Origin of the sequence: Nocardioides sp. NBC_00850, from assembly GCF_045207335.1 — a bacterium.
Classification (GTDB): Bacteria; Actinomycetota; Actinomycetes; order Propionibacteriales; family Nocardioidaceae; genus Nocardioides.
The window spans coordinates 3,551,050-3,572,961 of record NZ_CP108845.1; the positions used below are offsets into that span (position 1 = coordinate 3,551,050).

Genomic DNA, 21,912 nt, shown 5'->3' on the forward strand with positions numbered 1-21,912 from the left:
GGAGGATCTGATCCATGACTGACCTTTCCATGACGCCCGAGACGACGCCCGCCAACGATGGCGCGTTCCTCTCGGTGCGGGACCTGAAGGTCCACTTCTCCACCTCCGACGGCATCGTCAAGGCGACCGACGGCCTCTCCTTCGAGCTCGAGCGCGGCAAGACCCTCGGCATCGTGGGTGAGTCCGGCTCCGGCAAGTCGGTCTCCAGCTCGGCGATCATGGGGCTGCACCGCGGCACCAACGCCATCCTCAGCGGCGAGATCATGCTCGACGGGGTCGACCTGCTCAAGGTGAGCAACGAGGACATGCGTAAGCGCCGCGGAAGCGACGTGGCGATGATCTTCCAGGACCCGCTCTCCGCGATGCACCCCTACTACTCGGTGGGCAACCAGATCATGGAGGCCTACCAGGTCCACAACAACGTGACCAAGCGGGAGGCGCGCAAGCGCGCCATCGAGATGCTCGACCGCGTCGGCATCCCGCAGCCCGACCGTCGTGTGGACGACTACCCGCACCAGTTCTCCGGCGGTATGCGCCAGCGCGCGATGATCGCGATGGGACTGATCAACAACCCGAGCCTGCTCATCGCCGACGAGCCGACCACCGCGCTGGACGTGACCGTCCAGGCGCAGATCCTCGACCTGCTCCAGGACCTGCAGCGCGACTTCGACGCGGCGGTCATCATCATCACCCACGACCTCGGTGTCGTGGCGGAGATGGCCGATGACGTACTCGTGATGTACGCCGGCCGGGCGGTCGAGTACGGCCCGTGCAAGGAGATCCTCACCCACCCGCAGATGCCCTACACCTGGGGACTGCTCTCCAGCGTGCCGGACCTGACCGCGTCGACCGAGGCCAAGCTGATCCCGATCCGAGGCAACCCCCCGTCGCTGCTCAACGCACCGCCGGGATGTGCCTTCGAACCGCGCTGTGACCACGTGGCGAAGGTGGGCGGCGACCTGTGCCGGACGACCCTTCCCGACCTCACCCCGGCCAGCAGCGGTGGCAACCACACCAAGCGGTGCCACATCAAGAACGCCGACGAGGTCTACGTGGCAGAGATCCTGCCCGAGATCGCCCCTGACCTGGTGGAGGACTGATGAGCGACACCACGACTGCCACCGCGGCCTCGGTCGCGCCGGCGAGCACGGAGACCGTGCTCTCGGTCGAGAATCTGAAGATGCACTTCCCGGTCAAGGGCAGCGGCGTGATCCGGCGTACGGTCGGGCACGTCAAGGCCGTCGACGGGGTCTCCTTCGAGGTGGCCAAGGGCAGCGCCCTCGGCCTCGTCGGTGAGTCCGGCTGTGGCAAGTCCACCACCGGGCGGATGGTGACGCGGCTCTACCAGCCCACCGAGGGGAAGATCAACTTCGAGGGCACCGACATCGCCAACTACTCGGGTAGGAAGCTGCACCCGATGCGCCGGGAGATCCAGATGATCTTCCAGGACCCGTCGACCTCGTTGAACCCGCGGCACACGGTCGGTTCGATCATCGGCGCGCCGCTGCGGATCCACAACATGGTGCCCAAGGACAAGGTGCTCAGCCGGGTCCAGGAGCTGCTCGAGCTCGTCGGGCTCAACCCCGAGCACTACAACCGCTACCCGCACGAGTTCTCCGGCGGCCAGCGTCAGCGCATCGGCATCGCCCGGGCCATGACCCTGCAGCCGAAGCTGCTCGTCGCCGACGAGCCCGTCTCCGCGCTGGACGTGTCGATCCAGGCCCAGGTGATCAACCTTCTGCAGGACCTGCAGAAGGAGTTCGACATCTCCTACCTGTTCATCGCGCACGACCTCGCCATCGTTCGTCACTTCTGCCCCGAGGTCGCGGTGATGTACCTCGGCAAGATCGTGGAGATCGGTGACCGCGAGTCGATCTACGAGCACGCTCACCACCCCTACACCCAGGCGCTGCTCTCCGCTGTGCCCGACGTGAAGCAGGCCGCGATCGGCGGCCGTCGTGAGCGGATCCGGCTGGAGGGCGACGTACCTTCGCCGATCAACCCGCCCTCGGGCTGCCACTTCCGCACCCGCTGCTCCCTCGCCAAGGACATCTGCTCCGTGGTCGAGCCGCCGCTGCTGCAGATCGGCAAGAAGCACAAGGTCGCCTGCCACTTCCCGGGTGAGATCCACCAGCACCCGGAGAAGCCGATCACCGCGCCGCTCCTGGGCGTCGACGAGTTCGGTGCGCCGGACCCGGGCGCCAGCCCGGCCGAGGTCCCGGGCGACGGTCCCGGGTACGCCGACACCTGGTACGACCTGGCGAACAACTCGCGGGGTCGCGCCTGAGAATCTCCCGCGTCTCGGCGAGATTACGAAAGACGGTCCGCAGCCTTTGGCTGCGGGCCGTCTTTGTTACGTGTGTGTCACACGTCACCGTCGGTATCGAACCGTTACCTGTAGTCCCGCCCGAACCGCTGCAACTTGGCATAACTTGATGCAGCGCGCTGGCTCGGGGCCGCGCGAAGTGGTCTGGTCTTGGGCGTACCGAGCCTTGGCATCGAACGGAGATCCGAGCGTATGACTGTGTCCGAAGTGTTGATCCAGGGTCCTGATCCCGAGATCAATCCGGAACCGAGGACGGGCGATGTCGCCGGCCGTTCGCCGATGCGGATCGCGATGGACCGCCTCCTCTCGGACAAGGTCGCGATGATCTGTGCCGGGATCGTGCTGCTCTTCGTCCTGATCGCGATCTTCGCGCCGTTGCTGTGCAAGCTGTTCGGCGTCGAGGTGCGTGCCGGTGACCCGGTCGCCGACACCGACTCGTTCAACTACCCCGTCATCGGCCCGCCCAACTACGGGTTCACCTGGGAGGCGCCGCTCGGCCTGGAGCCCAACTCCGGCAACGACCTGCTCGCGGAGTGGTTCTACGGCGCGCGTACGTCCCTGCTGGTCGCCACGATCGCCACGGTCGTCTCGACCGTCGTCGGCGTGGTGCTCGGCCTGATCGCGGGCTACAGCCGCGGCTGGGGCGACCGGGTGATCACGTTCGTGATCGACCTCTTTCTCACGCTGCCGTTCCTGCTGGTCGCGATCGCCATCTCGCCGATGCTCGTGGAGCGCTGGCGGGAGAACCCGGCGATGCTCGACAACGCCTCGCTGATCGCGCTCATCGTGATCCTCTCGATCTTCGGATGGATGGGCCTGGCCCGGCTGATCCGCGGTGAGGTGATCTCGCTGCGTGAGCGCGAGTTCATCGAGGCTGCCCACGTCCTCGGGATGCCGACCCATCGGATCCTGTTCAAGGAGCTGCTGCCCAACCTGGTGGCGCCGATCGTCGTCTCGTTCTCGCTGAGCCTGCCGGCCACGATCGCCGCGGAGGCGACGCTGGCCTACCTCGGCGTCGGTGTGACCGGACGCCCGTCCTGGGGACAGACGATCCTGCGCGCCCAGAGCTGGTTCGACGAGTACCCCTTGTACCTCTACGCGCCGATCGTCGGGATCGTGGTCCTGGTCTTCGCGCTCAACCTGCTCGGAGACGCCATCCGCGACGCCTTCGACCCCAAGTCTTTCCGGTGAGCACGTCGTCGGAGAGAGGCATCAACCATGGAAGGTGGACACCTACGATGCAATTGAAGAGAACAGTGATCGCCGCCAGTGCGATCGCTGCGCTGACGCTCACCGCTGCTTGTGGTGGCGGGGGCGGCGGTGGCGAGGACCCGGCCGGCGAGTTCAAGGCCGGCGGCGGAGCCGGAGCCGGCAAGGACGCCACGGCCGAGGGGCCGCTGGAGATCCCGTCCGACGCGAAGAAGGGCGGCACGATCACGGTGCTGTCGAACAACGCGCCCGCCACGCTCGACCCGACCCGGACCTACTACACCGACTCGGGCGCGATCATGTCCGGCTTGGTGACCCGCTCGCTGACGCAGTACGTCTACGACGAGGAGAGCGGCGACTCCATCCTCGTCCCCGACCTCGCCACCGACCTCGGTCAAGTCTCCGAGGACGGATTGACCTGGACCTTCGAGCTGAAGGACGGGATCAAGTACGAGGACGGCACCGACGTCACCGCCGAGGACGTCGTCTACGGCATCAAGCGCTCGTTCGCGACCGACACCCTGACCGACGGCCCGACCTACCAGACGACGTTCTTCAAGGACGGTCAGAAGTACAAGGGCCCGTTCGCGGACACCGACGCGGAGCTGAAGAAGCTCGCCGACTACGACCCCAGCGCCGGCTGGTACGGCGGTGAGGACTACGACGGCGTCGAGGCCGACGGCAACAAGGTGATCATCCACCTCGCCCAGGCGTTCCCCGAGCTCGACTACTACGCCTCGTTCCCGGTCTTCTCGCCGATCCCGAAGGCCAAGGACAAGGACCCGCTGGCCTACGAGAGCCACCCGATGTCCACCGGGCCCTACAAGTTCGAGTCCTACAAGCCCGGCACCTCGCTGACGCTGGTCAAGAACGACCAGTGGGACCCCGACACCGACCCCGGCCGGTTCCAGGCCGCCGACGCGTTCGACTTCAAGTTCGCCCAGGACACCGCGAAGCTCGAGAACCAGATCCTCGGCGACAAGGGCGCAGCGCAGACGATGATGACGTACGACGACGTCACGCCTCCGACCTACAAGTCGATCAAGGAGAGCGCGCCGGACAACCTCGTCGAGGGCACCTCGCCGTGCACCTACATGTACCGTCCGGACCAGACCAAGATCACGGACAAGAAGGTGCGCGAGGCCATCAGCTGGGCCTACCCCTACCAGGCTGCCTGGAAGGCCTCCGGTGAGATCATCGGCGTCACCATCCAGCCCGGCACCTCGCTCCTGCCCCCGGGCACCGCGGGTCGGGTCGAGTACCAGTACCCGAAGGGCCAGGACGGTCAGACCACCGACCCGGAGAAGGCCAAGGCGCTGCTGAAGGAGGCCGGCGCCGAGGGCTTCGAGATCAAGTGGTACTACGAGCGAGACGACGAGCAGTCGGTGGCCAAGAAGGACCAGATGGTCAAGGGCTTCGAGGCCGCCGGCTTCAAGGCGACCCCGGTGGCCTCGACCGACGAGACCTACCGCGACGACCAGAGCAACCTGGACGCTCCGATCAACCTTCGCTACGGCGGCTGGTGCTCCGACTGGCCCTCGGGCGGCTCGTGGTTCCCGGCTCAGTGGATCGGCTCGAACGCCAACAAGCCGGGCATGCCGAACCCGACCAACTTCAAGGAGGCCGACGCTGACGCGAAGCAGGCCGAGATCCTGAAGATGGACGCCGACGAGGTTCCCGCGGCCTGGGGCGAGTTCGACAAGTGGATGCAGGAGACCTACATGGTCGAGATCAACGCCGGCTACGACGCGAACGCCTTCATCAAGGGCTCGCAGGTCGGCGGGGTCGTCAACGACCCGGTCAAGGGCATGCCGAGCTTCTCCATCATGTACCTGAAGTGAGGTGATCCGGCCGGCGTGGGTGCACACCCCACGCCGGCCGGACCCGCACACAGGACACCGCAACTCTGGGCCAGCGCCCGTGGACACCTTCTAGGAAGCGAGACCTCCGTCCCATGATCGGTTTTGTCGTACGCCGGTTGATCTCGGCGATTCTCGTGCTGTTCGTGATCTCGGTGGCGGTCGTCGCGCTCTTCACCTATGGCCCGAGCGACCCGGCGGACGCGATGTGCCCGGAGCCCAAGTGCACCGCGGAGCGACAGGACGCGATCCGGGAGGCGCTCAACCTGGATGCGCCGCTCCATGTTCAGTACACCGAGTACATGACCGGCATCTTCACGGGTCGCGAGATCGCCTTCGGCTCCGAGGCGTACGACTGTGAGGCCCCGTGCTTCGGGGTCAGCTTCATCTACCGGGTCAACGTCTGGGACGACATCAAGGACCGGATCGGGCCGACGGTCTCGGTCGCGGTCGGCGCCGGCGTCACGATCCTGCTCATCGGCGTGCCCATCGGGATGTTCGCGGCCAGACGCCGGGGGACCTCGGCGGACAAGGCCGTCATCGGCGCGACGCTGGTGATCGAGTCGATTCCCTACTATCTGTTCGTCCTGCTCGCGTTCCTCTATCTCGCGGTCAGTGCCGGGATCTTCCCGCAGGAGGGCTACCACCCGTTGACCGAATCGCCTCTGAAGTGGGCGTGGGGCCTGATGCTGCCCTGGCTCGCGCTCGGCCTGGTGAACTCCTCGAAGTACGCCCGGTTCACCCGCGGCTCGATGATCGAGTCGTTCAACCAGGACTACGTCCGGACGGCGCGCGCCAAGGGCCTTCCGGAGCGGCGGATCGTCAACAAGCACGCGCTGCGCGCGGCGGTCGTGCCGATCGTGACGATCTTCGGCATCGACTTCGGATCGCTGCTGACGGGCACCATCTTCACCGAGCTCATCTTCGGCATCCCCGGCCTCGGTCTGCGGGCACTCAACGCGGTCAGCCAGAGCGACCTGCCGGTCATCGAGGCGACCACGCTGATCTCCGCCTTCATCATCGTGGTCACCAACCTCCTGGTCGACCTCTTCTACAGCGTGCTCGACCCACGCGTACGCCTCACCTGACCCCCCACCCTGTCGGCTGAGTCTGTCGGTGCCGGCCACTAGGGTTGGCGTGTGGACGGGTTGTTTGAGATGGGGGCTGCTGCCGGCGCCTCGCGCGGCGGGTCGCTGAGTCACAGCGACCATGCGGCAGCGCCGCTGGCAGTCCGGATGCGACCGCGTACGCTCGAGGAGCTCGTGGGCCAGAGCTCGCTCAAGGCGTCCGGGTCGCCGCTGCACCAGGTGGTGGAGGGCGGGCAGTCGCTCTCGCTGCTGCTGTGGGGGCCGCCGGGGACCGGGAAGACGACCATCGCCTCGATCGTGAGCCGCTCCACCGACCGTCGGTTCGTCGAGGTCTCCGCGGTCTCGGCCGGGGTCAAGGAGGTTCGCGCGGCGATCGACTCGGCCCGCGCCGAGCTGGTCGCGACCGGCAAGGAGACGGTCCTCTTCGTCGACGAGGTCCACCGGTTCAGCAAGGCGCAGCAGGACGCGCTGCTGCCGGGCGTGGAGAACCGCTGGGTCACGCTGGTCGCCGCCACCACGGAGAACCCCTTCTTCTCGGTGATCTCGCCGCTGCTGTCGCGCTCGCTGCTGCTGCGGCTCGAGTCGCTCACCGACGACGACATCCGTGGCGTACTGCTGAAGGCGGTCGAGGACGAGCGTGGCCTCGGCGGCTCGGTGACACTGACGGACGAGGCGCTCGACCATCTCGTACGCCTCGCCGGCGGCGACGCGCGCCGGTCGCTGACGTATCTGGAGGCCGCTGCGGGAGCTGCGTCGGGTGGGAAGATCACCCTTGAGGCCGCCGAGCGGGCGGTCGATCAGGCGGCGGTGCGCTACGACCGGCAGGGCGACCAGCACTACGACGTGGTCAGCGCCTTCATCAAGTCGGTGCGTGGGTCGGACGCCGACGCGGCGCTGCACTACCTGGCGCGGATGATCGAGGCGGGGGAGGACCCCCGGTTCATCGCCCGCCGGCTGATGATCCTCGCCTCTGAGGACATCGGCCTGGCCGACTCGACGGCGCTTCAGACCGCGGTCGCCGCGGCCCAGACCGTGCAGCTGATCGGGATGCCCGAGGCCCAGCTCACCTTGGCGCACGCGACGATCGCCCTCGCCGTCGCGCCGAAGTCCAACGCGGTCACCAACGCCATCTTCGCCGCTCGCGCCGACGTCTCGGCCGGGAAGATCGGCAACGTCCCGCCACACCTGCGCGACGCCCACTACGAGGGCGCGAAGAAGATCGGGCACGGGGAGGCGTACAAGTACGCCCACGACGAGCCGTTCGGCATCGCGACGCAGCAGTACGCACCCGACGCTGTGGCGGATGCGGAGTACTACCAGCCGACCACCCACGGAGCCGAAGCCGGAGTGAAGGAACGTTGGGAGCGTGTCCGGAAAATCGTGCGCGGACAGGATGGATAGGGTAGGCGCACCATGACGAACTCGAGCATGCCCGGGTGGGCGCTGGTGGCGACGCTGACCGCGGTGGGGGTCCTGGTCCTCATCTCGCTGGTGGCCGTGCTGCTCGCGCTCCGGGCGCGCCGAGCCGCGCGGCGCCGGCTCGAGGAGGCCGAGGCCAGCGAGGCCGAGCTGCGCGAGCGGCTCGAAGCGCTGGAGAAGCGGCTGACCCCGCCCGAGCCGGCCGGGCGACGGCGGCGCCGGGACGTCGCCGAGAGAGAGTATGTGATCACCTCCCTCGGGGAGGACGGCGAGCCTGCCGAGGTGGAGCAGGTGGTGCAGCGTACGTTGACCGCACCCGCCTTCGCGGACGCCGTGTTCCGGGAGACCGTGGTGCACAGTGCCGCGCTGGTCCACGGGGTGCGCCGGGCGCTCTCGCCCGAGGTGCGGTTCAAGATCCGCTACGAGATGCACCGCGAGGTCAAGCGGGCACGCAAGGACCGGAAGAGCGAGATGCGCGAGGCGCTGCGCGAATACCGTGCGCGCCAGCGCGCGGCAGTTGACGAGGACGTACGTATGGAGGACTCCCTATGAGGGGCGCGATCTGGTTCGTGGTCGGTGCGGGTGCGGGCGTGTACGCGATGGTCAAGGGGCGGCGGGCCGCGGAGGCCTTCACCGCCGACGGCCTGCGCGACCGGGCCCAGGCGCTCGGCGTCGGCGCGCGGATCTTCCGCGACGAGCTGGCCACCGGCAAGGCCGAGAAGGAGCTCGAGCTGCGCGAGTGGATCGAGGCCAGGACCGCGGGTCCGAAACAGATTGGCGCCGCAGGTGCCGAGCAGCAGACACTTGGATTGAACGGGCCAACCGAGGACCCGAGGCAGAACACGGAAGGTAGTACCCCCTGATGGAGTGGTTGAGCACGGCGGAGATCCGCCGCCGTTTCACGGCGCATTTCGCCGAGAACACGAGTGTCGGCGAGCACACGGTGGTGCCGTCGGCATCGCTCCTGCTCGACGACCCCAACCTGCTCTTCGTCAATGCAGGCATGGTGCCCTTCAAGCCCTACTTCCTGGGTCAGGCCACTCCGCCCTACGACCGGGCGACCTCGGTGCAGAAGTGCATCCGCACGCCCGACATCGAGGAGGTCGGCAAGACCACCCGGCACGGCACCTTCTTCGAGATGTGCGGCAACTTCTCCTTCGGTGACTACTTCAAGGAGGGCGCGATCACGCTCGCCTGGGAGCTGGTCACCAAGTCGGTCGCCGACGGCGGCTTCGGCTTCGACGAGTCTGCCCTCTACCCCTCGGTGCTCAACGGCGACGAGGAGGCGGTCGCGCTCTGGAAGAAGATCTCCGGCCTGCCCGACGACCGCATCGTGCGGCTGCCCCCGAGCGAGAACTACTGGTCCATGGGCGTGCCCGGACCGGGCGGTCCGTGCTCGGAGATCCTGATCGACCGCGGCCCGGAGTTCGGCGCCGATCGTGACTGGGACGCCGGCGACCGCTACCTGGAGTTCTGGAACCTGGTCTTCATGCAGGACAACGTCGTCGCGGCGCGGTCCAAGTACGACGTCGACATCGACGGCGCCCTGCCGCAGAAGAGCATCGACACCGGCCTCGGCCTCGAGCGTGTCGCCTACCTGATGCAGGGCAAGGCGAACATGTACGAGACCGACGTCGTCTTCCCAGTGATCGAGAAGGCGATGGAACTGACCGGGAAGAAGTACGGCGCCTCCTACGAGGACGACGTCCGCTTCCGCGTGGTCGCCGACCACGTGCGCTCCTCGCTGATGCTGATCAGCGACGGCGTGACCCCCGGCAACGAGGGCCGTGGCTACGTCCTGCGTCGGCTGATGCGCCGCGCGATCCGCAACATGCGCCTGCTGGGCTACGAGGACCCGGCGATGCCGGAGCTGCTGCCGATCTCCCGCGACAAGATGGGGGAGACCTACACCGACCTGCACACCGGCTGGGACCGCATCAAGCGGGTCGCAGACGCCGAGGAGGAGGCCTTCCGCAAGACCCTCGCGGCCGGCACCCAGATCTTCGACCTGGCCGCGACCGAGGTGAAGTCGAGCGGATCCACCACGTTCACGGGCGCCAAGGCGTTCCAGCTCCACGACACGTACGGCTTCCCGATCGACCTGACCCTCGAGATGGCCGCCGAGGCGGGCCTCGAGGTCGACGAGCCGGGCTTCCGCGGGCTGATGACCGAGCAGCGTGAGCGGGCCAAGGCCGACGCGCGCGCCAAGAAGGGCCAGCACGCCGACGTGTCGGTCTACCGCGGCATCCTCGACAGCAACGGGCCGACCGACTGGCAGGCCTACACGACCCTCGACACCGAGTCGAAGGCGATCGCCCTCCTCAAGGAGGGCAAGCCGGTCGACGTGCTCGGCCCCGAGGAGATCGGTGAGATCGTCCTCGACCGCACCCCGTTCTACGCCGAGTCCGGTGGCCAGTCCGCCGACGCGGGCATCATCGAGTTCGACGGCGGCCGGCTCGAGGTCGTCGACGTGCAGCGGCCGGTCAAGGGCCTCGTGGTGCACCAGGTCCGGGTCGTCGACGGCGAGTTCTCTGCACACGGGTCGGCCGGCGAGTCGCTCGTGCACGCGCAGGTCGACCCCGAGTGGCGTCTCGGCGCCCGCCAGGCCCACTCCGGCACCCACGTGGTGCACGCGGCGCTGCGCGAGGTGCTCGGTCCGACCGCGCTGCAGTCGGGCTCCTACAACCGCCCCGGCTACCTGCGTCTCGACTACGGCTGGACCAAGGGCCTGACCCCCGAGCAGATGCACGAGATCGAGGAGGTCTCCAACCACGCGCTGCGGGCCGACCTGCCGGTCTCGTGGGACTACATGACGCTCCCGCAGGCCAAGGAGTGGGGCGCGATCGCGCTCTTCGGCGAGACCTACGACGACTCCAAGGTGCGAGTCGTCGAGATCGGCGGCCCCTGGTCGCGCGAGCTGTGCGGCGGCACCCACGTGGACCACTCCGCCCAGATCGGCACGATCGTGGTCACCTCCGAGGCCTCGGTCGGCTCCGGCAACCGGCGCATCGAGGCATACACGGGCGTCGAGGGCTTCAACTACCTCGCCCGTGAGCGCGACGTGGTCTCCGAGCTCAACCTGCTGCTCAAGACGAAGTCCGACGACGTCGTCGGCAGGGTCTCCGACCTGATGGAGCGGCTCAAGGCCGCCGAGAAGGAGATCGCCCGGGCGCGTACGGCACAGCTGCTCGCCTCCGGTGGCTCGATCGCGGCCTCCGCGGTCGACGTCAACGGCGTCCAGCTCGTCGCCCAGCGGGTCCCGGGTGTGGGCGGCGGCGACGCCCGCACGCTCGCCCAGGACGTACGCGCCCGGCTCGGGGACGCGCCGGCGGCTGTGGTCCTCATCGGTGACGCCGACGACAAGGTCGCGGTCGTGGCTGCGGTCAACTCGGCTGGCATCGCCAAGGGCGTGAAGGCGGGTGACCTGATCAAGGAGCTCGCGCCGGTCGTCGGCGGTCGTGGCGGCGGCAAGCCGGACTTCGCCCAGGGCGGCGGCACCGACGTCTCCAAGATCGACACCGCGCTCGGGATGGTCCCGACGCTGGTCGCGCAAGCCTGATGCGGCACGGCGTACGCCTCGGTCTCGATCCTGGCGACGCCCGGATCGGCGTCGCCAGGAGTGACCCCACGGGGTTCCTGGCGACGCCGCTCGAGACGGTCAAGAAGGGTCGCGGAGACCTCGCGCGTCTGCAGGCGATCGTCGCCGAGATCGCCGAGGAGTCGACGATGCTCGAGGTGGTCGTCGGGCTGCCCCGGTCCCTCAAGGGAGGGGAGAACCCGGCGACTGCTAAGGTCCGGGACTTCGCCGCGTCCTTGGCGCGGCGAGTGGCCCCGGTCCCGGTTCGCCTCATCGACGAACGACTCACCACAGTTTCCGCGGAGGCTATGCTCCGAGACCGGGGGCGCAAGGGCCAGGACCGCCGAGCCGTGGTGGACATGGCCGCGGCGGTTGTGATCCTGCAACACGCATTGGACAGTGAGCGCGCTTCGGGGACCGCGCCTGGAGAGATCGTTGAGGTCGGTCATTGAGTGAGCGCTACTACCCCCCGGACCCGCGCGACCCGCGTCGCCCTGGCCAGGGGTCATATGGTCGCGATCCGCGCGGTGGCCACCCGCCACGGCAGCAGCCTCCGCAGGATCCCCGCGACCCACGCCGGATGCCGCCGCAGATGCCGGGTCAGATGCCTCCGCAGCAGGGCCAGCCGGGTCGGCGCCCGGGGCCTCGTCCGGTGCCCGGTGCCGGCACGCCCCCGCCGGGCTACGGCCGGCAGGAGCCACCGCAGCGGCCGGGCGACTACGGCAGGCCGACCTACCAGCAGCAGCCGGCCTTCTTCGAGGGTGGTCCCTCCGATCACGATCCCTACTTCGACGAGGAGCCGCCCAAGCGCAAACGACGCTTCGGTGGCTGTCTGGCCGTTCTGGTGGCCATGGCGGTGGTCGTCGGTGGGTTCTACTTCGTGGGCGACCGGGCGATCGACTACGTCAAGGACATGGTTGCGCCGCCGGCCGACTACCCCGGACCCGGCACCGACCCCGTCTCCTTCGAGGTGCACGAGGGTGACTCGGTCTCAGCGGTCGGCCGCAACCTGAAGGAGATCGGCGTCGTGGAGTCGGTCGACGCCTTCATCGAGGCGGCCAACGCCGAGGGACTGACCGTCCAGGTCGGCTTCTACCCGCTGAAGAAGCAGATGAAGGCCGCCGACGCCGTCGAGATCCTCGCCAACCCGGAGAACATCGACACGGTCAACGTCACCATCACCGAGGGGTCGCGCGCCAAGGCGATCTACAAGGTGCTCGCCGAGAAGACCGGGAAGAAGCCGGCCGAGTTCAAGAAGGCCGCCCAGGACGCTGAGGCGATCGGGCTGCCCGACTACGCCGAGGGCAACGTCGAGGGTTACCTCTTCCCGGCGACGTACGCCTTCCCGCCCGACGCGACGCCGACCGAGATGCTGGCGATGATGGTCGACCGATGGGAGCAGGCCCTCGGTGACAACGACATCGAGGCGCGCGCCAAACAGCTCAAGTGCGGCGGCGGCAAGGCATGTACGCCCGAGCAGATCATGACCGTGGCCTCCCTCGTCGAGGCGGAGGGTCGTGGCGACGACATGTCGAAGATCGCCCGGGTCATCTACAACCGTGTCGAGAACCCCGGCACGGCCGGCCAAGCGGGCTTCCTGCAGATCGACGCGACCGTCAACTATGCGCTCGGGAAGTCTGGAAGCACCGAGCTCGGTGGCGTCAACGTGCAATCCGTCGACTCGTCCTACAACACCTACACCAACAAGGGTCTGCCTCCGGGCCCGATCGGTGCACCGGGTGATGAAGCGATCCAGGCCGCGCTCAACCCGGCGGAAGGTGACTGGTACTACTACGTGACCGTCAACCTGAAGACCGGCGAGACGAAGTTCGCCAAGAACTATGACCAGTTCTTGAAGTTCAAGGCCGAGTACAAGGACTACTGCGCAACCGAGTCCAAGAGCTGCTGAGGAGAAGACCTGAGTGAAGTGCGCTGTCCTGGGTGATCCGATCGATCACTCGCTCTCCCCGACCCTCCACCAGGCCGCGTACGCCGAGCTGGAGATGTCCGACTGGTCCTACACGTCCACGCGCGTGCAGGCCGGCGGCCTGGCGAAGTACGTTGCCGACCTCGGTGGCGACTGGCCGCCCAGCCGGTGGCGTGGGCTGTCGGTGACGATGCCGCTCAAGCGGGAGGCGTACGAGCTGGCTCGGTCGATGTCGCCGCGGGCGCGGCTCGTGGGGGCGGTCAACACGCTGGTGCGCTCCTCGCACGGCTGGGCGGGGGACAACACCGACCTGCCCGGCGCGGTCGCGGCGATTCGGGAGCGCGCGGGCGAGGGATTCTCCTGCACGTCCGGCGCGATCCTGGGCGCCGGCGCGACTGCGGCCTCCACGGGCCTCGCGCTGGCCGAGCTGGGTGCCTCCCGGATCACGTTGCTGGCGCGGAACCCGGGTGCGGCGGGGGAGACGATCGAGATGATCTCGCGTCACCCGAGCAAGCCGGTCGTCTCGGTGCTGCCGCTGGACTCGGCTGCCCGGGAGTCGGTTACCAGTGGCGTCGACGTGGTCGTCTCCACGGTCCCGGCGAAGGCGCAGACTCCGGAGCTCATCGACCGCTGGGCCTCGACGCCGGTCGTCTTCGACGTCGTCTACGACCCGTGGCCCTCGCCCCTGCTGTCGGTGACGCCTGGCGTCGCGGTGAGCGGTCTGGACCTGCTCGTGCACCAGGCGGTGCTGCAGTTCGAGCTCTTCACCGGCCGGCCGGCACCTCTCGCCGCGATGCGGGCAGCGGGGGAGAAGGCGCTGGCCAGCAGGGAGTCCAGTATGGAGCCGTCACCGGCATGAGTCCCGGGGCGGTCGTGCTGGTGAGTGCGGCCGTCGCCGGTCTGCTCGCTCTCGGGGTGCCGGCACTGCTTCGCCGGCTCCCCGAGCCGGTCGACGATCCGCCGGCGGTCTCCTATGCCACCGTGGCCGGGTGGCCCCCGCTCCTGCCTCTTGCGGTGGCCGTCTCCGCGGCGCTCGCCGGGCTGCTCGCCTGGCGGGTGGAGCCCTCGCGACTGATGGTGGCGCTGGTGCCGCTCACACCTGTCTGGGTTCTGCTGGCCTATGTCGACTGGCGCGTCCAGCGGCTGCCGAAGTTGCCGATCCTGGTGGCGACCGCGGTCGGGCTCGGCCTGCTCGCCGCCGAGTGGCTCTGGACGCGTGACACCGCGGCGGCACTCGGCGCCCTTGCCGGGCTGGTGATCGCGCGCTCGGTGTTCTGGCTGCTGTGGCGGATGCTGCCGCACGCGATGGGCTTCGGCGACGTACGGCTGGCGGCGCTCGTCGGCCTGGTCCTCGGTCGGCTCGGCTGGGAGCAGCTCGCGGTCGGGCTGTGGGCAGGGCTGGCGATCTTCGGTGTCTGGGGCATCGGACGCGCCGTCGCGCAGCGCTCGCGCACGGCGATGCGCGAGCCCCTGGCGTACGGGCCGTTCATGATTCTGGGCATGCTCGTCGGTGTGCTCGCCGTCTCGCTTTGAGCCCGGGTGCACGGGGTTGCGTGACCGGGATGAAACACTGGCCTCATGTTGCGTTGGCTCACTGCGGGCGAGTCCCATGGTCCGTCCCTGACGGCCGTGATGGAGGGTCTGCCCGCCCACGTCCGGATCACCTCTGACCACATCGCGGATGCCCTGGCCCGGCGGCGCCTCGGCTATGGCCGCGGTGCCCGGATGAAGTTCGAGAAGGACCAGGTGCGGATCACCGGCGGCGTACGCCACGGGGAGTCGCAGGGCGGTCCGGTCGCGATCGAGGTCGGCAACACCGAGTGGCCCAAGTGGGAGACCGTGATGGCCTCCGACCCGGTCGACGCCGACGTGCTGGCCGGCCAGGCCCGCAACGCGCCGCTGACCCGTCCGCGGCCCGGTCACGCCGACCTGGTCGGGATGCAGAAGTACGACTTCGACGATGCCCGTCCGATCCTGGAGCGGGCCTCGGCCCGCGAGACCGCGGCCCGCGTCGCGCTCGGGGCCGTCGCCTCGGCCTTCCTCGAGCAGGCGATCGGCGTCCGGTTGGTGTCCCACGTCCTGGAGATCGGCGGAGTCCGTACGCCCGGCCGCGAGGTCCCCGCTCCCGAGGACGTGGCGCGCCTGGACGAGGACCCGGTGCGGGTGCTCGACCCCGACGGCTCCAAGCAGATGGTCGCCCGCATCGACGAGGCCCACAAGGAGGGCGACACCCTCGGTGGTGTCGTCGAGGTCGTCGTCCACGGGCTGCCGCCGGGCCTCGGCTCCCACGTCCACTGGGACCGGCGCCTCGATGCGCGCCTGGCCGGTGCGCTGATGGGCATCCAGGCGATCAAGGGTGTCGAGGTCGGCGACGGCTTCGAGCTCGCCGCGACTCCGGGCTCCAAGGCCCATGACGAGATCGTTCCCTCTGCTGACGGCATCCGCCGCGCCTCCGGCCGCTCCGGAGGCACCGAGGGCGGCATGTCGACCGGCGAGATCCTGCGCGTGCGCGCCGCGATGAAGCCGATCGCGACCGTGCCGCGTGCCCTGCGCACCGTCGACGTGGCCACCGGCGAGGAGGCCGTCGCCCACCACCAGCGCTCCGACGTCTGCGCGGTGCCCGCCGCCGGTGTCGTCGCCGAAGCGATGGTCGCGCTCGTACTGGCCGAGGCGGCGCTGGAGAAGTTCGGTGGCGACTCGGTCGCCGAGACCGCGCGCAACGCCAAGTCCTACCTCGAGAACCTGAGGCTGCGTTGATTTCCCGGGCTCTGATGCCGGCTGTCGTGCTCGTCGGCCCGATGGGCGCGGGCAAGTCGACCGTCGGTGCGTTGCTCGCCTCCCGTCTCGGGGTCACTCTGCGCGACACCGACGAAGACATCGCGGCGGCCGCCGGTAAGAGCGTGCAGGACATCTTCGTCGACGAGGGCGAGGCGCACTTCCGTGCGGTCGAGGCCGACGCGGTCGCCGCCGCTCTCGCTGAGCACGACGGGGTCGTCTCCCTCGGTGGAGGCTCCGTTCTGGCCGATCGGACCCAGATCCTGCTCAAGGAGCACACCGTCGTCTACCTGCGCGTCGGGGTCGCGGACGCGGTCAAGCGGGTCGGGCTCGGCTCGGGCCGTCCGATGCTGCTCGGCAACGTACGCGGCCGCATCAAGACGCTTCTGGAGGAGCGGGCACCGATCTATGAGTCGGTCGCGACGCTGGTCGTCGACACCGACGGCCGCTCGGCCGACGACGTCGCCGCCGAGCTCGCCACCGCCCTCACCGCGCTGAACACCACGGAGTAGAAGTGACCGAACCCGTCAGCACCGTCATCAGGGTCGAGAGCGCCGCGGCGTACGACGTCGTCATCGGCTCCGGCCTCGCCGGCCGGCTCCAGGGACTCCTGGGTGAAAGCGTCGAGCGGGTGGCGTTCCTCTACGCCGCCGAGCTCGCCGAGTACGCCGAGCCGGTGCTCGAGGAGCTGCTGAAGCACTACGACGTGCTCGGCCTCGGACTGCCCAGCGGCGAGGACCAGAAGACGGTCGCGGTCGCCAACGACTGCTGGGAGGCGCTGGGGGAGCGCGGCTTCACCCGCTCCGACGCCGTCGTCACCTTCGGTGGCGGTGCGACCACCGACCTCGGCGGGTTCGTCGCGGCCGGTTGGCTGCGCGGCGTACGCGTCGTCCACGTGCCCACCACGGTGCTCGCCATGGTCGACGCCGCGGTCGGCGGCAAGACCGGCGTCAACACCGGTGCCGGGAAGAACCTCGTCGGTGCGTTCCACGAGCCCGCCGGCGTGCTGTGCGACCTCGCGCTGCTCGAGACCCTGCCGGAGGCCGACCTGATCGCCGGACTCGGCGAGGTCGTCAAGTGCGGCTTCATCGCCGACCCCGAGATCCTGCGCCTGGTCGACGAGACGGACAAGATCACCGCCGACTCGCCGGTCCTGGCCGAGTTGGTCGAGCGCGCGATCCGGGTCAAGGCCGAGGTCGTCGCCGCGGACCTGAAGGAGACCGGCGGCGCCGACGGCCACCCCGGTCGCGAGACGCTCAACTACGGCCACACGCTCGCGCACGCGCTCGAGAAGCACTCCGGCTTCTCGATCCGCCACGGTGACGCGGTCGCCGTCGGGTGCGTGTACGCCGCCGAGCTCGCCCGGCTCGCCGGAGTCCTCTCCGACGACGTCGCCGCCCGGCACGCGCCGACCTTCGCGAAGGTCGGCCTCCCGACCACCGTCAAGGAGCTCGGCGTCGAGGCCGGCTTCGACGACCTCATCGGTGCCATGCGTGTCGACAAGAAGGCCCGCGGCTCCGTCCTCCGCTTCCTCGTCCTCCACGACCTCGCCGCCCCCCGCATCCTCACCGGTCCGTCCGAGGAGCAGCTGCGGGAGGCGTACGCGGTCGTCGCCGGCTGACCACGATCGCCCGGCTGGTGCCGGTCGGCGTGGAAGGAAAATTCCTTCCGCGGTTCAACTCACTTCCCGGACCAGCGCGCGATGTCCTCGTCGGTGACCGCGACGGGGCCCTCGACACGCTGGGTGGCACGGATGTGGTTGCCGAAGGGGTCGCGGAAGGCGCAGTCGATGCCGTAGGGCTGCTTGGTCGGCTTGTCGGTGAACTCGACGCCCTTGGCGGCGAGGTCCTCGTAGAGCTTGTCGCAGTCGTCGGTGTTGAAGATGACCACGGCGCCCATGGCTCCCTTGGTGACCAGGTCGCGCAGCTGGGCGGCCGTCTCCTCGCTGTGGGCGGGTGAGCCGCCGGGCACCTCGAGCAGCAGCTGGTGGTCGGGGTCGCCGGGAAGGTGGACGGTGAGCCAGCGCATGAAGCCCATGTCGACGTCGCTCCCGACCTCGAGCCCGAGCTTGCCGACGTAGAAGTCGAGCGCCTCGTCCTGGTCGAGCACGTAGATTCCGGTGATGTTGATGTTGGTCAGCATGCGACCAGTCTGCGGCGTGTTCGACGCCCGCGCTTCTCCGAAACTGCTCAGCTCGCCGGCCGCATCCAGGCGCGGGTCACACACCCCGGAACGGCCGGGCTGTCGGCCCGGGCGCGGTAGTCGGTCGGTGAGGTGCCGACGATGTCGCGGAACGTACGGCTGAAGGTGCCGAGGCTGGTGAAGCCGACCCTGAGCGCGACATCGGTGACCGGGGTCGCGGTGTCCCGCAGCAACGCCATCGACCGTTCGATCCGCCGCCGCTGTAGGTAGCGGTGCGGCGTCTCCCCGAAGACCGCCTTGAACCGGCGGCTGAAGTGCGCCGGTGACACATGGGCGACACGCGCGATCGCTGCGACGTCGAGCGGCTCGGCGTAGTGCCGGTCCATCACGTCACGCGCCCGCAGCAAGCGGCGATTCTCGTCCTCGCGCGGCGTCATGCCCTCGAGCCTATGCCGAGTCGGCTCGTCATGACGAGCCGACTCGGCAGGGCTTCTAGCAGGTCACAGACCCATGTCCTTAGCAATAATTAGCTTCATGACCTCGGAGGTGCCGCCGTAGATCCGGTTCACGCGGTTGTCGGCGTAGAGGCGGGCGATGGGGTACTCGTTCATGTAGCCGTAGCCGCCGTGGAGCTGGAGGCAGCGGTCGATGACGCGGTGGGCGACCTCGGTGCAGAAGAGCTTGGCCGAGGCGGCCTCGGCGGCGGTGAGCGTGCCGAGATCCTCGGCCTCGATGGCGCGGTCGACCACGGCCTCGGCGGCGTCGACCTCGGCCTTGCAGGCGGCCAGCTCGAACTTGGTGTTCTGGAACGAGGCGACGGTGGTGCCGAAGACCTTGCGCTCGGCGACGTACTTCTTGGCGAACTCGACGGCGGCCGCGGCCTGGGCGTAGGCGCCGACGGCGATGCCGAGACGCTCGACGGGGAGGTTCTGGCCGAGGTAGGAGAAGCCCTTGCCGACCTCGCCGAGTACGTCCTCGACCGGGACCTGCACGTCGGTGAAGGAGAGCTCGGCGGTGTCGGAGACCTTGAGGCCGAGCTTGTCGAGCTTGCGGCCGACCTCGTAGCCCGGGAGCGAGGTGTCGACGGCGAGCAGGGTGATCCCGCCACGTCGATCGTCGGCGGAGGCCGGCGCGGTGCGGGCACAGACAATCACCCGGTCGGCGTTGACACCCCCGGTGATGAAGGTCTTGGCGCCGTTGAGGACGTAGTGCTTGCCGTCCTCGGTGAGCTTGGCGTTGGTGGTCATCCCGGCGAGGTCGGAGCCGGTGCCGGGCTCGGTCATCGCGATCGCCCACATCTCCTCACCGGCGACGAAGCCGGGCATCCAGCGCTCCATCTGCTCCTTGGTGCCGAGCTTGAGGAGGTAGGGCAGGCAGAGGCCGACGTGGGTACTCGAGCCGCCGAAGGAGACGCCGGCGCGGGCGAGCTCCTCGGTGATGACGGCGGAGTACTTGAACGACTCGATCCCGGCGCCGCCGTACTCCTCGGGCACCTGGATGCCCCACACGCCGAGCTCACCGAGCTTGAGGTAGAAGTCGTGGGGGACGATCCCGGCCTCGTACCACTCGTCGTAGACGGGGGTGACCTCCTTCTCGATGAACGAGCGGATGGTCTCGCGGAAGGACTGGTGGTCCTCGGTGTAGATGGTGCGGCGCATGGCGGTGTTGTCTCCTCGGTGCTTCCTTGTAGGGGTCAGGGGCGGGCGCCGACGGCGCGGAGCGCCAGGTCGGCATAGAAGTCGGCGAGGGCCTCCGGGGTCCAGGAGCCGTCGTCGCGGTACCACCGGGCCAGGTCGATGCCGAGCGAGAGCAGGGCGGTGGCGGCCTTGGCGGGGTCGGGGGTGTCGAAGTCGCCGCTGCGTACGCCTTCCTCGACGACCTCACGCATGACGGTGTCGATGGCGCGGCGCAGTCCCGCGATCTCCCGGAAGTGCTCCTCGGTCAGCGCGGCGAGCTCGTAGTTGATGACTCGAGCCGTCGTGTGGGAGCGCGCGTGGAAGAGGACATAGGTGCGTACGGCGGCCGCGACCCGCTCGGCGGGCGTGGCGTCGGCGCGGGTTGCGTCGGTGACCGCCTCGAGGATCACCTCGTGGCCGCGCACCGCGATCGCGTGCAGGAGCTCCTCCTTGGAGCGGTGGTGGACGTAGACCGCGGCCGGGCTCAGTCCGGCCGCAGTGGCGATGTCGCGGGTGCTGGTGCCGTGGAACCCCTTGGCGGAGAATGCCTGGACCGCCGCGTCGAGCAGACGGGCGCGGCTGCGGTCGCCGCGCGCCTGGGTGCTGGTGCGGAGTTCGCTCATCGGCCATCCTCGTGTCGGAGTCTCCTGGTGTCGGATCCAGTGTCGCACAATATAAGTGAGCGCTTAGATTGGGATCGCCGTCACCGGTGTCGAGACGGCCCGGAGACCGCCCGGGGCCCGTGACAGGATGACCGGGTGAGCAAGAAGCTACAGCCGGTCCTGGTCCTCAACGGCCCCAACCTCGGTCGTCTCGGGAAGCGTCAGCCCGAGATCTACGGGCACACCACCCACGACGAGCTCGCCGCGATGTGCGTCGACTGGGGTCATGCGCTCGGCTTCGCCGTGGACGTACGTCAGACCAACCACGAGGGCGACATGGTCGACTGGCTCAACGCCGCGGCCGACAAGGACATCCCGGTCGTGCTCAACGCCGCCGCCTGGACCCACTACTCCTACGCCATCTACGACGCCTGCGCGCAGCTGACCGCTCCGCTGGTCGAGGTGCACATCTCCGACCCGACCCAGCGCCCCGAGGTCTTCCGGCACACCAGCGTGGTCACCGACCACGCGGTCGCGGTCGTCGCGGGCAAGGGCATCGACGGCTACCACGAGGCGCTCTCGGTCATCGCCGCGAAGCTCGGCGACGCCTGACCTGACCCATATTGGCGATCGCCGCCCGGGGTTCCCGGGCGGTCGCCGATGCCGGGGCCACCGTGGTCCCATGGGTCGGCTGGCGACAGGTCTCGCGCGGGTTCTCGCCGTGCTGCTCGCCGGTGGCGTGCTCGGTGCGTTGATCGGCGGCGTCGGCGGGCGGGTCGTGATGTTCCTGCTCATCCGGCTGACTCCGGCGGCCGACGGGATCACCAGCGACGACGGGTTCGAGATGGGGCGCTTCACCCTGAGCGGCTCGCTGAACCTCATCGTCATCTGCACGATCCTCGGCGTCGTCGGCGCGGTGCTCTACCTGCTCATCCGGTGGCTGCTGTTCGGGCCCTGGTGGTTCCGGGTCCTCAGCGTCACCCTCGCCGCCGGTGTGGGGGTGGGCAACCTCCTCGTGCACACCGACGGCGTCGACTTCACTCTGCTCGAGCCGGCCGTGGTCTCGGTGCTCGCGTTCGTGGCGGTCCCCGCGGCGTACGGTGCCGCGCTGACCGTCGTCGCAGAGCGGTGGATCCTGGCCGCATGGCCGGTCCCGCCTCAGACGGGGGCCGCGGGGAGCGCCACGCTGTGGGTGCTGCGAGCGCTGGCGCTGGTCGTCGGCGTACTGTCTCTGGTGGATCTTGCCGGGAAGACCGCGGTCGTTGCTTGATTCGGCCCTGTGCGGACTCGCGGATAGGATTCTCCGAGGCCC

The 21,912-nt window shown here is 69.0% G+C and carries 22 protein-coding genes; 18 read left to right on the forward strand and 4 right to left on the reverse strand.

The features are described from left to right. Positions 1–14: 14 nt before the first annotated feature. The 16 genes from OH802_RS17225 to aroB all read left to right on the forward strand — a co-directional run bounded on the left by OH802_RS17225 (position 15) and on the right by aroB (position 17,801). Positions 15–1,100 (forward strand): ABC transporter ATP-binding protein, encoded by a 1,086-nt coding sequence (locus OH802_RS17225; protein WP_406020417.1) that lies wholly within the window; start codon positions 15–17, stop codon positions 1,098–1,100. Further along, on the forward strand, positions 1,100–2,287 hold the full coding sequence (locus OH802_RS17230; RefSeq protein ID WP_406020419.1) for an ABC transporter ATP-binding protein: 1,188 nt from the start codon (positions 1,100–1,102) through the stop codon (positions 2,285–2,287). Before OH802_RS17225 ends, OH802_RS17230 begins: the two co-directional genes overlap by 1 nt. A gap of 231 nt (positions 2,288–2,518) precedes the next feature. After that, complete coding sequence (locus OH802_RS17235) at positions 2,519–3,517, forward strand: ABC transporter permease (RefSeq protein ID WP_406020421.1); 999 nt, start codon at positions 2,519–2,521, stop codon at positions 3,515–3,517. Positions 3,518–3,564: 47 nt separating this feature from the next. Continuing rightward, positions 3,565–5,376 (forward strand): ABC transporter substrate-binding protein, encoded by a 1,812-nt coding sequence (locus OH802_RS17240; RefSeq protein WP_406020423.1) that lies wholly within the window; start codon positions 3,565–3,567, stop codon positions 5,374–5,376. Positions 5,377–5,489: 113 nt separating this feature from the next. Beyond that, positions 5,490–6,482 (forward strand): ABC transporter permease, encoded by a 993-nt coding sequence (locus OH802_RS17245; RefSeq protein ID WP_406020425.1) that lies wholly within the window; start codon positions 5,490–5,492, stop codon positions 6,480–6,482. A 69-nt stretch (positions 6,483–6,551) separates the two neighbouring features. Then, complete coding sequence (locus OH802_RS17250; RefSeq protein WP_406029333.1) at positions 6,552–7,883, forward strand: replication-associated recombination protein A; 1,332 nt, start codon at positions 6,552–6,554, stop codon at positions 7,881–7,883. A 12-nt stretch (positions 7,884–7,895) separates the two neighbouring features. Further along, complete coding sequence (locus tag OH802_RS17255; RefSeq protein WP_406020427.1) at positions 7,896–8,453, forward strand: hypothetical protein; 558 nt, start codon at positions 7,896–7,898, stop codon at positions 8,451–8,453. Beyond that, complete coding sequence (locus tag OH802_RS17260) at positions 8,450–8,764, forward strand: DUF6167 family protein (protein WP_406020429.1); 315 nt, start codon at positions 8,450–8,452, stop codon at positions 8,762–8,764. The genes OH802_RS17255 and OH802_RS17260 overlap by 4 nt, the downstream gene beginning before the upstream one ends. A gap of 8 nt (positions 8,765–8,772) precedes the next feature. Next, positions 8,773–11,460: an alanine--tRNA ligase gene (gene alaS / locus OH802_RS17265; RefSeq protein ID WP_406029335.1), complete on the forward strand. Its 2,688-nt coding sequence runs from the start codon at positions 8,773–8,775 to the stop codon at positions 11,458–11,460. Next, positions 11,460–11,930: a Holliday junction resolvase RuvX gene (ruvX, locus tag OH802_RS17270; RefSeq protein WP_406020431.1), complete on the forward strand. Its 471-nt coding sequence runs from the start codon at positions 11,460–11,462 to the stop codon at positions 11,928–11,930. The genes alaS and ruvX overlap by 1 nt, the downstream gene beginning before the upstream one ends. Before the next feature lie 152 nt (positions 11,931–12,082). Further along, a complete protein-coding gene (mltG, locus tag OH802_RS17275; RefSeq protein ID WP_406020433.1) occupies positions 12,083–13,387 on the forward strand; it encodes an endolytic transglycosylase MltG in 1,305 nt (434 codons plus the stop codon). Between the two features lie 13 nt (positions 13,388–13,400). After that, complete coding sequence (locus OH802_RS17280) at positions 13,401–14,264, forward strand: shikimate dehydrogenase (protein WP_406020435.1); 864 nt, start codon at positions 13,401–13,403, stop codon at positions 14,262–14,264. Then, positions 14,261–14,938: a prepilin peptidase gene (locus OH802_RS17285; RefSeq protein ID WP_406020437.1), complete on the forward strand. Its 678-nt coding sequence runs from the start codon at positions 14,261–14,263 to the stop codon at positions 14,936–14,938. The genes OH802_RS17280 and OH802_RS17285 overlap by 4 nt, the downstream gene beginning before the upstream one ends. A 45-nt stretch (positions 14,939–14,983) precedes the next feature. Then, a complete protein-coding gene (gene aroC, locus OH802_RS17290; protein ID WP_406020439.1) occupies positions 14,984–16,162 on the forward strand; it encodes a chorismate synthase in 1,179 nt (392 codons plus the stop codon). A gap of 14 nt (positions 16,163–16,176) precedes the next feature. Then, on the forward strand, positions 16,177–16,692 hold the full coding sequence (locus OH802_RS17295) for a shikimate kinase (RefSeq protein ID WP_141804915.1): 516 nt from the start codon (positions 16,177–16,179) through the stop codon (positions 16,690–16,692). Between the two features lie 2 nt (positions 16,693–16,694). Further along, a complete protein-coding gene (aroB, locus tag OH802_RS17300; RefSeq protein ID WP_406020442.1) occupies positions 16,695–17,801 on the forward strand; it encodes a 3-dehydroquinate synthase in 1,107 nt (368 codons plus the stop codon). Positions 17,802–17,860: 59 nt separating this feature from the next. Here aroB and OH802_RS17305 read toward each other — a convergent pair whose 3' ends face one another. The 4 genes from OH802_RS17305 to OH802_RS17320 form a co-directional block, all read right to left on the reverse strand. After that, entirely contained in the window at positions 17,861–18,322 is a 462-nt protein-coding gene (locus tag OH802_RS17305) for a VOC family protein (RefSeq protein ID WP_406020444.1), read from the reverse strand. Between the two features lie 47 nt (positions 18,323–18,369). Then, complete coding sequence (locus OH802_RS17310; protein ID WP_406020445.1) at positions 18,370–18,759, reverse strand: helix-turn-helix domain-containing protein; 390 nt, start codon at positions 18,757–18,759, stop codon at positions 18,370–18,372. Between the two features lie 63 nt (positions 18,760–18,822). After that, positions 18,823–19,980 (reverse strand): acyl-CoA dehydrogenase family protein, encoded by a 1,158-nt coding sequence (locus OH802_RS17315; RefSeq protein ID WP_141804911.1) that lies wholly within the window; start codon positions 19,978–19,980, stop codon positions 18,823–18,825. A gap of 35 nt (positions 19,981–20,015) precedes the next feature. Then, complete coding sequence (locus tag OH802_RS17320) at positions 20,016–20,621, reverse strand: TetR/AcrR family transcriptional regulator (protein ID WP_406020448.1); 606 nt, start codon at positions 20,619–20,621, stop codon at positions 20,016–20,018. A 135-nt stretch (positions 20,622–20,756) separates the two neighbouring features. Here OH802_RS17320 and OH802_RS17325 point away from each other — a divergent pair, with 135 nt between their 5' ends. Then, positions 20,757–21,212 carry a type II 3-dehydroquinate dehydratase gene (locus OH802_RS17325; RefSeq protein ID WP_355224973.1) on the forward strand — a complete coding sequence of 152 codons (456 nt, stop codon included), beginning with the start codon at positions 20,757–20,759 and terminating at the stop codon, positions 21,210–21,212. A 70-nt stretch (positions 21,213–21,282) separates the two neighbouring features. Continuing rightward, positions 21,283–21,870 carry a hypothetical protein gene (locus tag OH802_RS17330; protein WP_406020449.1) on the forward strand — a complete coding sequence of 196 codons (588 nt, stop codon included), beginning with the start codon at positions 21,283–21,285 and terminating at the stop codon, positions 21,868–21,870. Positions 21,871–21,912 lie beyond the last annotated feature (42 nt).